This is a genomic window from Streptomyces sp. NRRL F-6676, from assembly GCF_000725625.1.
GTDB lineage: Bacteria > Actinomycetota > Actinomycetes > Streptomycetales > Streptomycetaceae > Streptomyces.
The window spans coordinates 211,635-224,515 of sequence record NZ_JOHS01000001.1; the positions used below are offsets into that span (position 1 = coordinate 211,635).

The following is a 12,881-nucleotide window of genomic DNA, read 5'->3' on the forward strand; positions in this document are numbered from 1 at the left end:
GGCGGCGCACCGCGCACATCACGGAAGCGGCCCGGAACGGTGCCCCTACGCCCCCAACTCCCTTCGGCGGGCACACCGTTGTCAGTGCCGGCCGCTAGTGTCCCCGGCGACAGGAACGACCGAGGACCACCGCCCGGGAACGGCCGGACGGCGGCCCGCACAAGCGTGAGGAACCGCAGATGGACCCTGCCTTCGCCGTATTCGCCGACTTCGGCTCCCGCCCCGCCGAGCTGACCAACGCCGTCGTGCGCCACCACCGCTGCGCGGTGGCCTCCTCGTACGTCGTGGTGACGGCCGGCGGCCACCTCAAGGCCGACTTCGTCGTGCCGGACCACCTGGACACCGCCGAGGCGGTCCTGCGGCTGGAGACGCTCGGCACCACCGCGCCGGTGGACGTCGTACTGAACGGCGAGACGGTGGCCAAGGAGGTCCGGCTGCCCGAGGCGGACACCCCCGACGCCCTGCGGGAGTACGTCCTCACCGTGCCCCGCGCGGCCCTGCTGCCCGGCGTCAACGTGCTGCACATACGCAACACCGACGGGGGCGGCGGCCTGCTGAGGCTGCGCTCGCTCGCGCTGGACCCCGTCGAGACCGCCGAGCGCGCCCAGCGGGCCCGCGCGGGCGGCGCCTCGGTGCGGACCTACGCCACCGAGCGGCGCCCGCTCGGCGCGCCCGCCTGGCACCCGGGGCCGCCCCTGCTGCTCCACCTCGACCAGGGCGAAACCCCCACCGGCGGGACCGGCCCGGCGCAGGAGCCGCCGGCCCGGCTGGCCTGGCGCGGCACCGACGGCACCGAGTCGTCCGTGGCGTTCCGCACCGACCTGTCCGGCTTCCACGGCCATGTCCGCGCGGCCGACGGCTCCCTCGGCGAGGTGCGCGGCACGCTCGCCGGGCAGCAGGCCGGCCCGGACGCCGCGCTCGCGGCCCGGTCGCGGCACTTCGTCACCGAGGAGGAGCACGACGGCGTCTGGCGCCCGGCCGGCCGTCTCGCCCTGCTGCTCGACGACGGCGGCGCCCCGGTGGAGCGCGTGACCTGGAGCGACCGCCGGGGCGGGGCCACCTCGCTCTCCCTGGTCACCGGGGCCGCCGGGGCGCCCGTGGGCGAGCGCCGCGACATCACCGGCCAGGTGCGCGAGGTGGAGGCCAGCGACGAGTTCGAGGCGGCCGGCGAGATCGCCCAGAACCTGCTGCGCGCCGCCCGCACCAAGTGGCTCGCCCACGAGGACGACCCCGAGGTGACCTTCACCTTCGGGGACCCCGTCGCGGTCACCGCCTACAGCCTGACCTCCGCCAACGACTTCACCGGGCGCGACCCCTCGGACTGGACCCTGGAGGGCTCCCACGACGGCCGGACCTGGACGACGCTCGACACCCGCGAGAACGAGCACTTCCAGCGGCGGTACGACACCAAGGAGTACGTCCTCGCCACCTCCGGCGTCTTCCGCCACTACCGGCTGAACATCAGCGACAACGCCGGTGACCATCTGACCCAGCTCAGCGCCGTGCGGTTCTTCGACGGGGGCGACGCGCCCGTCGCGCCCGGCACCTCCGACTTCCTCGGCTACCGCCAGGAGCCCGGTGCGGAACCGGTGGGCTACCGCGGCACGCGCGTCCCCGCGCCCGCCACCGGGACCCCGCTGGAGAAGACGGACGGCGAGGACGGGGAGGAACTGCTCGCCGGGGACTTCTCCGACACCGCGCAGAGCCTCCAGGAGGCCGCCCAGCTGCTGGATCGCCTGACCCGCTACCTGCGCCACTGAGCCGGGGCCGAGGCCAAAAGGGCCGTGCCGCACCCCGCACGAGGCGGGGTGCGGCACGGCCGGTTCAGCGGCTCCGCTCGGTCCTGCTCAGCACTGACGCAGACCGGGCGCCGGGTCGACCCGGGTGTGCACGTCGGCCGCCGGGACGTTGCCCCACTGGCCGTTGTCCAGCTTCGTCCAGTACCAGACGTTGTTGCCGCCGAGGTGGGTGTCGCCGGGGCCCCAGCACTGGAACCAGCTGAAGCCCGTGGTCAGCGTCCCGCGCACGTTGGAGCCGTAGGAGCGGTGCTCGTACCCCTTGGCCCCGACGCGGTTGCCGCACCACAGCTTGCCGTCGGAGCGCACCCCGCACTCGGCGGCCGGCGCGGCGTGCGCGGCCCGGGCGGCGTGGCCGGCCGGTGCGGCCGCGGCGGGGGCGGTGACGGTCAGGCCGCCGAGCAGGGCGGCTCCGGCGAGGGACAGGGCGATCTTCTTGAACGCGGACATGCTTCCTCCTGGAACGTGGCTCCCCGTGGAGCCGGGTGGGTGGTGGTGGAGCGGAAGGGCCGGGAGCGCCCGCCGTCAGCGGCAGGTGGGCACGCCGTCCAGCCAGGCGGGGCCCTTGAGGTAGATGTTGGTGATCCACGCCCGGTACTCGGGCAGATAGGACCAGGCGTCGTTGGTGTAGCCGTCCGCCGTCACGGTCTGGGCGTGCTTCTGGCACTCCACGCGCACCATGGTCGGCCCGTCGAACCGGTGCACCCGCGCACTGGTCGTGGACGCCTCCGTGTGCGTCCACACCCCCGTGCCCCACGTGCTGAAGGTGCCCGAGGGCGCCGAGCCGGTGCCGATGCGGACGGCGCCGGCGTAGTCGCCGCCCAGCCGCACATCGCTGACCATGACGTGGGTACCGGACTGCCGGGCCTCGACCATCTTCCCGGCGCCCAGGTAGATCGCGATGTGATGGATCCCGCCGCCCGAGCCCCAGGCGAGCAGGTCGCCCGGGAGCAGCGGGGCCGTGCCCTGCCCGGCGCTGAACCGCTGGGTCACCCGCGAGGAGTGGAACTGGTGGTACGAGTTGCCGTTCAGCGGGTCCCCGCCCAGAGCGCGGGCGTAGGAGTAGCGGACCAGCCCCGAGCAGTCGAAGCCGCGCCGCTCCGGGTCGTGGGCGCTGGCCGGGTCGCTCGGGTCGACCTGGCCGTACGTCGGCCCCGGCTGCGCCCCGTGACCGCCGCCCCACGTGTACCAGACGCCGATCTGCTCGCAGGCGGCCCGCACGGCGGCCTGCGCGGCGGCGGAGGCGCCGGGGGAGAGCACGGCACAGTTCCCGGCCGCCGCCGGGGCGGCGGGTGCCGCGGCGGCGGGTGCCGCCAGGGCGGCACCCCACAGGGTGAGTACCGCCGTCGCCGCGGCGGCCGCTCTGCGAAGCAGCGGCTTCCCCCGCGCCGCCGCGAAGACCTCGCGTGTCGTCATGTCCGTTCCCCGTTTCCCGCGCTCACGGCTGCCGTGAGCGTCGTGGATGTCGTCGATGTCCGGCCGGGCGCACGTGACCGGCCCGGCCGGCCACGGCCGGTAGTCACCGAAGGTGTACCGGTGACTACCGTCCGTCGGTCTCTCGAGACTGGGGCGCCGCCGGGCCGTCTGTCGAGGGATCACGGGTCGCCCACCGCGACGGGAAACGGGAAACCCCCGGGAAACCCACGGGCTGCGGGGCGCCGACGAGGGCCCGGATCGCCGCCGCGCGTGCGGCCGGGTCGAGGGACCACCGGCGGACGGCGCCGTCGGTGCCGCAGCTCACCGGCCGTTTCCCGCCCGGGGCGAACGTCACCCCCCACACCGCCCCGCCCCGCCCGACGAGCACCGCACCCGGCCGGTACCGCACGGCGTCCCACAGCCGCAGCGTGCCGTCGATCCCGCCGGAGGCCAGGGTGGAGCCGTCCGGCGAGAAAGTCACCGCGCGCACGGAACCGGTGTGCCCGGTCAGCCTCGCCACCGGGCGACCCGAGGCGGTGTCCCACACCCGGATCGTGCCGTCGTTGCCGCCGCTCGCCAGACGGCGCCCGCCGGGGGCGAACGACACGCTCCGCACGGCCCCGCGGTGCCCGCGCAGCACGGTCCGGGGCGTACGCGAGGCGACGTCCCACAGCCGTACGGTCAGATCGTCGCTGCCGGAGGCGAGCGTGCGCCCGTCCGGGCTGAACGCCACCGCGTTGACGAAGTCCTGGTGCGCGGCGAGTGTGCCCAGCTCCCGATGGCGGCGGACGTCCCACAGCCTCACGGTCCGGTCCGCGCTCGCCGAGGCCAGGGTGCGCCCGTCGGGGGAGAAAGCCACGGCGAACACCGAGCCGTCGTGGCCGCGGAGCGTGGCGACCGGCCGGCGCCGGACCGGGTCCCACAGCCGTACCGTGCGGTCCGCGCCGGCGGAGGCCAGCAGCCGCGCGCCGGGGGAGAACGCCACCGCGAACACCGCGCCCCGGTGGCCCCGCAGCACTCCGGCGGGCCGGTGCCCGCGCCGGTGCCAAAGCCGTACGGTGCCGTCCGCGCCCGCCGCCGCGAGCAGCCCGCCGCCGGGTGCGAACGCCGACTCCCGCAGCTCGGTGAACGGACGCGCCGTCCAGGCCCCGCGCCCCGGGTCCCACAGCACCGCCGAGCGGTCGAAGCTGCCGGTGGCCAGCCGGCTTCCCGGGCCGACCGCGACCGCGAGCACATAGTCGGTGTGGCCGGTGAGGGTCTCGGTGACCCGGTTGCCCGCCGTGTCCCACACCTTCGCCGTGCCGTCGCCGCTGACGCTCACCACGGCGGTGCCGTCCCGGGTGTAGGCGACCGCGTTGACGTCGTCGCTGTGCCCCCGCAGCACCGTCTCGTCGCCGTCGCCGTCGCCGTCGCCGTCGCCGTCCCGGCCGGTGACGTCCCAGATCCGTACGGTCCGGTCGGCGCCGCCCGACGCCACGCTGCGCCCGTCCGGTGCGAACGCCACCCCGAGGACCGCGTCGGCGTGGCCGCGCAGCACGGTGGAGCGCCCGTCCCGCACCCGCCACAGCCGGACGGTGCGGTCGGCCGAACCGGAGACCACCCGCCGCCCGTCCGGGCCGAAGGCCACCGCGTGCACGGCGTCGGTGTGCCCGCGCAGCACCGCCCGCACCTTCCGCGTCCGCACGTCCCACAGCCGCACGGTCCCGTCGGCGCCGCCCGAGACGAGGGTGGCGCCGTCCGGGGAGAAGGCCACCGAGCGCACCGCCCCGGCGTGCCCGTACAGCACGCCCGCCGCCCGCCGCTCGGGCAGCCGCCACAGCCGCACCGTGCCGTCCCCGCCGGCCGCCGCCAGCGTCCGGCCGTCCGGCGCGAACGCCACCGACAGCAGGGGTGCGCCGTACCCGGTGAGCGTCGCCACCGGCGAGCGCAGCCCGGGGCCGCCCCACAGCCGTACGGTCGCATCGGTACTGGCGGTCGCCAGCAGCCGTCCGCCGGGGGAGAAGGCGACCCCGTTCACCGGCCCCGTGTGCCCGGAGAGCCGGCCGGCGAAGGCACCCGACTGCGTACTGAGCAGGGCGCCGCGCGCCTGTGCGGTGGGCGCGGTCCGGTACGCCCGGGCCGCCATCAGCATCGACGCCTCGGGACGCCCTGCCGCCGTCGCCAGCGAGCGCACCGCCAGCGCCTGCGACTGCGCCACCCGCCGCTCCGCGAGCGCCCGCGACCGCTGATGGAGGGCGAGCCCGCCCGCGCCCACCGCGAGGGCCAGCAGCACGACCAGCGTGGCCAGCAGCCGGCGCTGGACGCGGGCCCGGCGCAGCGAGGCCAGCCGCCGACCGCGTTCCGCACCGCGGCTCGCCGCCAGGAACTCCTCCTCCACCGGGCCCGGCGGATCGCGGTCGCCCCGCGCACCCGCCCACTCCTCCGCCGCCGCGAGCCGGTTGCCCCGGTAGAGCAGCTCCGGGTCGCGCCCGGCGCGCACCCAGACCGCCGCCGCGTCGGCGAGCTGCTGGCGCAGCAGCAGCCCGGCACGGTCGGCGTCGATCCACTCCCGCAGCCGGGGCCAGGCGCGCAGCAGCACCTCGTGGGTGATCCGCACCGCGGACTCCCCGGCCGTCACCAGCCGGGCGCGCACCAGCGCGTCCAGTGCCGCGGCCGCCGCGGGTCGCTCCCGCACCTCCGCGAGCAGCCGCTCCGGGGCGACGGCCCTGCGGGTGGCCGCCTCGCCCTCGCGGACGTGCACCAGACGCAGCAGCACCCGGCGGGCCGCCTCCCGGCCGGCCCGGTCGAGCCCGGTGAAGACCTCCTCGGCCGTCCGGGCCACCGCTCCGTGCAGCCCGCCGGTCGCCGCGTACCCGGCCACCGTGAGCGTGCGGCCGGCGCGCGCGTCCCAGGTGGCGAGCAGGGCGTGCGAGAGCAGCGGCAGCGCCCCGGCGGAGCCGGCCGCGGTGCCGTCCTCGGCGTTCTCCTCAGCGCCCGCGTCGCGCGCCAGCAGTTCCAGCAGCCCGGGCTCCAGGAGCAGCCCGGCCCGCTCGGCGGGAGCGGCGACGGCGGTACGCAGTTCCTCGGGGGTCATCGGACCCAGGACGAAGAGCCCGCCGGTGAACACGGAGGCCAGTTCGGGACGGGCCAGACAGTGCCCGCTGAAGTCGGCGCGGAGCCCCAGCACCACGCGCGCCGGGGCCTCCGGTCCCGTGCACAGCGCGGTCAGTTCGCGCAGATAGGCCCGGCGCTCGGCGTCGTCGCGGCACAGCGTGAAGAGTTCCTCGAACTGGTCGACCACGAGCACGAGGCGGTCCGGTTCCGCTCCCGGCGTCCCGACCAGGGCGCGAAGATGGGCCAGGGGGCGCGCGGTCGGTGTGCACACCACCACGCGGACCGGCGCGGGCGCCCCCTCCGCGCCGGTCCGCGTGAGCGCCGGTACCAGACCGGCCCGCAGCAGCGACGACTTCCCCGCCCCCGAGGGCGCCACCACCGCCAGCGGCCCCCTGCCCGCCTGCCGCCCGAGCCGTTCGAGCAGGGCGGCGGTGGCCCGCTCCCGCCCGAAGAACCAGTCCGCGTCCTCGGGTCCGAAAGCCGCCAGGCCCCGGTAGGGGCACACCGTGGACGGCGGCTCGGGGCCGCGTGCCCGCGGCACCCCCGGGACCAGCCGGGAGAGCGCCCCGCCCGCCCGCAGCGCCTCGTCGCAGCGCCGCGCCAGGTCGGCCGTGGGCGGCTTGCCCCCGTTCTCGATCTTGCTGAGGTAGCCCTTGCTGTAGTGCACGAGCCGCGCCAGCGCCGACAGCGACAGCCCCCGCTCGGTCCGCGCCCGCCGCAGCGCCGCCCCGAACGCCTCGGCGCCCGCCGACGGCTTCCGTCCCCCGCTCATGGGTGCCCTCCCCCGGATGCGGGCGCTCACGCTAGCGGGGCCGGGCCCGCAACCGCGCGGGTCAATCACTCGTTGGGCTGAGGTGACCACCCTGTGGCGTGAACGGAGAGCCCCTTGCGCATGACCGACATCCAGCATTGCGAGATCCGTCCCGGACGGCTCGTGGAGTGGGCGCTGCACCCGGAGACGGTCGAGGCGGCGGCGGCTCTCCCGGAGGACTCCCGTCCACCGGCCTACGTCCAGGAGTCGCACGTACGGACGGCGCGAGCGGTGCGCGAGGACGGCCTCTACGTGCCGACCTGGACCGGCACCGCGTTCGACCTCCCCGGACCGGTCGACCTCGACGCGCTCGGGCGGGCCCTGCGCGCCTGGACCCTGCGGCACGAGACGCTGCGCAGCGGCTTCCGCTGGGCCGGCGACGAGATGCGGCGCTTCACCCTGGACGCCGACGCCGTCACCCTGCACCGCGAGGACATCGGCGACTTCCCCGACGCCGCCGCGCTCACCCGCCACCTGGAGCGCCGTTTCGACGCCGCGGCGGACGCGCTCGTCTGGCCCAACTTCCTGTACACGGCGGTCCTCCGGCCGGACGGCGCGAGCCTCTACCTCGCCTTCGACCACAGCAACGTGGACGCCTACTCCCTCTACCGCATCCCCGCCGAGATCCACGAGCTCTACGCCGCGGCCCGCACGGGCACGACCGTGCCCGAGCCCCCCGTCTCCAGCTATGTCGACTTCTGCGCCCTGGAACGCGCCAACGCCGACCTCATCGACGACACCCACGCGATCGTCGCCCGCTGGCGGGAGTTCGTCGCCCAGTGCGACGGCAGGCTGCCCAACTTCCCCGTCGACCTCGGCCTCGAACCCGGCGGTCCGCTGCCGGAGCAGAAGCTGATGCGCGACATACTCGTCGACGACGCGGACGCGGCCGGGTTCGAGGCGTACTGCCGGCCGTACGGCGGGAGCCTCGTCGGCATCCTCGCCGCCACCGCGCTCCTCGTCCACGAGATCGGCGGGCAGTCGGTTTACCGCACGGTCGTGCCGTTCCACACCCGGGCGAAGTCGCAGTGGCGAGAGTCGGTCGGCTGGTACGTGGGCGGGGCGCCGATCGAGGTCCCGGTGGCGCGGGCGCCCGACTTCGACAGCGCGCTGGCGATGGTCCGGGCCGAACTGCGCAGGAACCGCGCCCTGTCGTGGATGCCGCTGGCCCGCGTCCTGCACCTGCTCGGCGACGACTTCCGCCCCACGTCACCGGACCGCTACTCGATCGTCTCCTTCGTCGACACCCGCGGCTTCCCCGGCGCGGACCGCTGGCGTGAGATGCGTGCCCACGGCCTGATCCGCGTCTCCTACGGCGACCAGGTCTGCGCGTGGATCTCCCGCTTCCACGACGGCCTCCACTTCGCCGCGCGCTACCCCGACACGGAGATCGCACAGAAGAACATGCGCCGCTACGCGGAGGGCCTGCGGGAACACATCGTGGCGGCGGCCCGGGCCGGAAGGGGCGCGGGGAACGGCGCGAGGAGTCCCCACCCACCCGCACTCCCCAGTCAGCCCCACCCACCCGAGTTCTCCCGGGGCTCAAGGGGCGGAGCCCGTTGTCAAGGACGGGAAGGGTAGGGCGGCGGGGGCGGAAAAACAGGGTGCCGGTCGCCGAGCGAGGTCAGCCCTCGGACGCCCGCTCCGCATCGCGCGCCTTCAGACGGGCCGCCTCCCGGCGAACCTCCGCCTGCGTCGCCCGCTCCTTCTCCAACCACTCCGGCCGCTCGGCCTTCAGCGCCTCGATCTGCTCCGTGGTGAGCGCCTCCGTCACCCCGCCCCGGGCCAACCCCGCGATGGACACCCCGAGCCTCGCCGCCACCACCGGCCGGGGATGCGGCCCCTCGCGCCGCAACGTCCGCAGCCACTGGGGCGGCTCGGCCTGGAGCGCGTCGAGCTCGGCGCGCGTGACGACACCGTCCTGGAACTCCGCGGGGGTGGCGGGGAGGTACACACCCAGCTTCTTCGCCGCGGTGGCGGGCTTCATCGTCTGGGCGGTCTGCTGCGACTTCATGCCCTCCAGACTATCGGCCCCCCGCCGGGCCCCCGACCACGGTGGGTAACCTGGCGGCGTGACAGGCTCGGAAGAAACACCCCCCACGTTCCGTCTCGCGTACGTGCCGGGGGTGACACCGGCGAAGTGGGCGCGGATCTGGGCCGAGCGGCTGCCCGGCACCCCGCTCACCCTCCTCCAGGTGCCCGCCGCCGAAGCCCCCGGCACCCTGCGTGACGGTACGGCCGACGCGGGCTTCGTACGGCTCCCGGTGGACCGCGAGGTCTTCAGCGCGATCCCTCTCTACACGGAGGCGACGGTGGTCGTCGTCCCGAAGGACCACGTCGTCACGGCGGCCGAGGAAGTGACCCTCGACGATCTCGCCGACGAGGTCGTCCTCCACCCCCTCGACGACGTCCTCGGCTGGGACACCCCGCCCGGGGAGCCCGCCTTCGAGCGCCCCGCGACCACCGAGGACGCCGTCGAACTGGTGGCGGCCGGCATCGGCGTCCTCGTCGTGCCGCAGTCGCTGGCCCGGCTGTACCACCGCCGGGACCTCACCTACCGTCCGGTCACCGACGCACCGCAGTCCGGTGTCGCCCTGTGCTGGCCGGAGGAGGCCACCACCGGCCTCGTCGAGGACCTGATCGGCATCGTCCGCGGCCGGACCGTCAACAGCACCCGGGGCAGACAACGGCCGCAGGAGGAGCAGCAAGGCGAGCGCCGAGGGGAACAGACACGGCGCAAGCCGGCCACCGGCGGAACCAAGTCCGGCGGCAGCGGAGCGAAGTCGGGCGGGGCGAAGACCGGCGGCGCGAGGTCCGGCGGCACGAAGGCGGGCGGGAAGTCCGGCGGCGGCCCCCGCACAGGCCGCACCGGCGGCGGCAGACGCGGCGGCCGCCCACGCCGCGGCTGAGGCGTCCGCAGGACATTCCGCCCGTACCCCACCGGCCCCGGCCGACCCCCGCGCACATCACAGCGACCGCAGCCACTCCGCCGTCGCCCCCGGCCGGGGGAAGCGCAGCGTCCGCAGGGGTGCGAAGCGCGGGTCGCGCGTGCGCCGTTCGATCTCCCGGCGCCGGCCCGCGTGCTGCGACCACGCCCACCAGGCGGGATGCGCACGGCTGAACCACCCCGCCCAGGTCTCCCGGTTGCCGCCGAAGAGGGACTCGCGGGTGACCGTGCGGCGCAGTGAGCGGCGCAGCACGCGGGGCATGACGACGTGCCGGGGGTAGTCGAGCCAGAGCACGGTGTCGGCCCGCTCCCAGAGCAGGTCGCGGACCTCGGGGTAGCCGAGCGAGTCGACGATCCAGCACGGCCCGGCCGCCAGCCGCGCCACCGTCTCGGCCAGCTCCCCGTTGACGGCCCAGCCGGGGCCCGTGAAGTACAGCGCGTCCATCTCGTGGTACGGCACGTCCAGGCGCCGCCCCACGGCCCGGGCGAGCGTCGACTTGCCCGCACCCGTGACCCCCACCACCAGTATCCGCCGCACGCGCACACCCTACGGGGCAGGCCATCACCCGCCGTACGCGGTGGCACTAGTCTGAGTGCCGCCGAACAGACGTATGAGTCACGTGGGGCGCGAGTGCAGTGCAAGGGGAGAGGCGACCGGCGATGCCGTTGAGCACCGGGGAATCGGATTCCGTCGGGTCCGTGGGCGGCTACGAGCTGGTCGAACGGCTCGGCAGCGGCGGCATGGGCGTCGTGTACCTGGCGCGTGCGGCGTCGGGGCGGCTCGTGGCCGTCAAGGTGGTGCACGCGCAGTACGCGCAGGACGAGGAGTTCCGGGCCCGGTTCCGGCAGGAGGTCGCGGCGGTCCGCCGGGTGAGCGGGGCGTTCACCGCGCCCGTCGTGGACGCCGACCCGGACGCCGAGCAGCCCTGGATGGCGACGATGTACGTGCCGGGCCGTACGCTCGCCGGCATCGTCGCCGAGGACGGGCCGCTCGGCGGGCGGGCGCTGCGGGCGCTGGCGCTGGGGCTCGTCGAGGCGCTGCGGGACATCCACCAGGCCGGTGTGGTGCACCGCGACCTCAAGCCGAGCAATGTGCTGATGGCCGAGGACGGCCCGCGCGTCATCGACTTCGGCATCTCGCGCGCCGCCGACAACCAGGCGCTCACCGTGACCGGACGGCTGATCGGCACCCCGCCGTTCATGTCCCCGGAGCAGTTCGCCACGCCCCGGGACGTCACCGCCGCCTCCGACGTGTTCTCGCTGGGCTCGCTGCTCGTGTTCGCGGCCACGGGCAAGGGCCCCTTCGACGCCGACAGTCCGTATCTGACGGGGTATCAGGTGATGCACGAGCAGCCGACCCTGGAGGGGGTCGCCGAGCCGCTGCGTTCCCTCGCCGAGCGCTGCCTGGCCAAGGACCCGGCGTCGCGGCCCCCACTGGCCGAACTGCACGAGCTGTTCCGCTCCCTGCCGGACACGCCCGCTGCCCCCGGCACTCCGGCTCCTGCCCCGCGGCCCGCGCCCCGCACGGGCAGGGGCCGCCGTCTCGCCGTCCTCGGCGCGGCCCTGGTCACCGTCGTGGCGGCCGTGACGGCGTACCGGCTGGTGTCCGGCCCGGAGGACGACGACAAGGCGCCCGCCGCCTCCGCCACCCACCCCGCCGCCGTGCTGCCCGCCGGCTGGCAGCCCTGGCGGACCGGCCTCACCCGTCCCGCGACCAACGAGTCCCCGAGCCACGACGTGGACGCGGTGGACGCCGGCTGCGTGGCGAGCGGCGCCGCGCTGTACTGCGCGGGAACCGGCTTCACGGTCGCGCGCGTCGACGCCGCCACGGGCCGCGTCGGCTGGTCGTACGGCAGCAGCGCGGAGGCCGCCGAACGCCCCCTCGGCGTGCGCGACGGGCTCGTCTACACCTACGAGCAGCCCGACGAGACCGAGGTGTACGCGGCCCGGACACTGGTCGCCCTCGACGCCGGCACCGGCAAGCGGGTCTGGAGCCGCGACATCGACGCGAGCCACCCCGCCGCCCTGTTCAACGGCGGCATCCTGGCGGTGCCGCGGGGATCGTCCGACCTCATGGCCCTGGACGCCAGGACCGGCAAGCCGAAGTGGCGGACCCCGGCCAAGTCGTCGGCCGGCACCGGGTGCGGTCCTCTGGTGCTCGGCGGTGCCCCCTACGCCGTCTGCGTGGACGCCGAGAACCCCGCCGAGGGCCCGGCCGCCCTCGTCCGCCTGGACCCGGGCGACGGCAGGGCACACGAACTCACGCACCTCTCGCGGCGGGCGGTGCCGCTCGGCGCCGTCAGCGCACAGCCCCTGTTCGCCCTGCGCAAGCACCAGGACACCGAGTCGGAGGGCGGGCGGGACGAGGAGTACGACGACCTGATCCGGGTCGACCCGATCAGCGGCGCCCTCATCCACGTCCGCCTCCCCGACACCCCGCGCGGCACCCCGGCCCTCCTCAACGGCATGGTCTACTTCGTCCGCCCGGACGGCACCGTCACCGCCTACTCCTCCAACGGGCCGCGGCTCTGGCAGCGCGACACCGGGATCGAGAACCTGTCCGCCCCGGCCCGGTCGACGACCCGCGACGCCCTCTACTTCGCCAACCGCTACGGGCGTCTGGTCGCCCTCGACCGCACCACGGGCGCCGTCCGCTGGACCACGGCCAAGCTCGACGGCCTCGGCACCGCGGCCGCGAACACGCTCCCGAACGTGCTGACGGTGAAGGACGCGCTCGTCGCGGTGGCGGGCGACACGGCCTTCTCCGTCGACCCGGACCACCCCTCGCGCACCGCCGCGAGGAACTGATTCCCCGGTG

Annotated in this window: 9 protein-coding genes; 4 read left to right on the forward strand and 5 right to left on the reverse strand. The window is 75.7% G+C overall.

Going from position 1 to position 12,881, the window contains the following annotated elements:
- Positions 1-179: 179 nt before the first annotated feature.
- The gene (locus tag IO29_RS00885; protein WP_033224325.1) at positions 180-1,760 is read left to right on the forward strand and encodes a discoidin domain-containing protein; all 1,581 of its coding nucleotides are present in this window, start codon (positions 180-182) and stop codon (positions 1,758-1,760) included.
- Positions 1,761-1,847: 87 nt separating this feature from the next.
- Here the strand turns inward: IO29_RS00885 and IO29_RS00890 are convergent, their stop codons facing one another.
- From IO29_RS00890 to IO29_RS36125, 3 genes are all read right to left on the reverse strand, one after another.
- Positions 1,848-2,246: a hypothetical protein gene (locus IO29_RS00890; RefSeq protein WP_030378217.1), complete on the reverse strand. Its 399-nt coding sequence runs from the start codon at positions 2,244-2,246 to the stop codon at positions 1,848-1,850.
- Between the two features lie 75 nt (positions 2,247-2,321).
- Entirely contained in the window at positions 2,322-3,212 is an 891-nt protein-coding gene (locus IO29_RS00895; protein WP_030378218.1) for a C40 family peptidase, read from the reverse strand.
- A 124-nt stretch (positions 3,213-3,336) separates the two neighbouring features.
- Positions 3,337-7,077, reverse strand: a complete 3,741-nt coding sequence (locus tag IO29_RS36125; protein WP_078618114.1) for an nSTAND1 domain-containing NTPase — start codon at positions 7,075-7,077, stop codon at positions 3,337-3,339.
- Positions 7,078-7,197: 120 nt separating this feature from the next.
- Here IO29_RS36125 and IO29_RS00905 point away from each other — a divergent pair, with 120 nt between their 5' ends.
- On the forward strand, positions 7,198-8,697 hold the full coding sequence (locus IO29_RS00905) for a condensation domain-containing protein (RefSeq protein ID WP_234307420.1): 1,500 nt from the start codon (positions 7,198-7,200) through the stop codon (positions 8,695-8,697).
- Between the two features lie 43 nt (positions 8,698-8,740).
- On the opposite strand, the gene IO29_RS00910 is transcribed toward IO29_RS00905, so the two are convergent.
- Entirely contained in the window at positions 8,741-9,130 is a 390-nt protein-coding gene (locus IO29_RS00910) for a DUF5997 family protein (RefSeq protein WP_030378221.1), read from the reverse strand.
- Between the two features lie 58 nt (positions 9,131-9,188).
- Between IO29_RS00910 and IO29_RS00915 the strand changes: the two genes are divergently transcribed.
- Positions 9,189-10,025: a LysR substrate-binding domain-containing protein gene (locus tag IO29_RS00915; protein ID WP_030378222.1), complete on the forward strand. Its 837-nt coding sequence runs from the start codon at positions 9,189-9,191 to the stop codon at positions 10,023-10,025.
- Between the two features lie 57 nt (positions 10,026-10,082).
- On the opposite strand, the gene IO29_RS00920 is transcribed toward IO29_RS00915, so the two are convergent.
- Positions 10,083-10,601, reverse strand: coding sequence for a P-loop NTPase family protein (locus IO29_RS00920; RefSeq protein ID WP_030378223.1), 519 nt, complete (start codon positions 10,599-10,601; stop codon positions 10,083-10,085).
- Between the two features lie 122 nt (positions 10,602-10,723).
- On the opposite strand from IO29_RS00920, the gene IO29_RS00925 reads away from it, so the two are divergent.
- On the forward strand, positions 10,724-12,871 hold the full coding sequence (locus IO29_RS00925; protein ID WP_030378224.1) for a protein kinase domain-containing protein: 2,148 nt from the start codon (positions 10,724-10,726) through the stop codon (positions 12,869-12,871).
- The last annotated feature ends 10 nt before the right edge of the window (positions 12,872-12,881 follow it).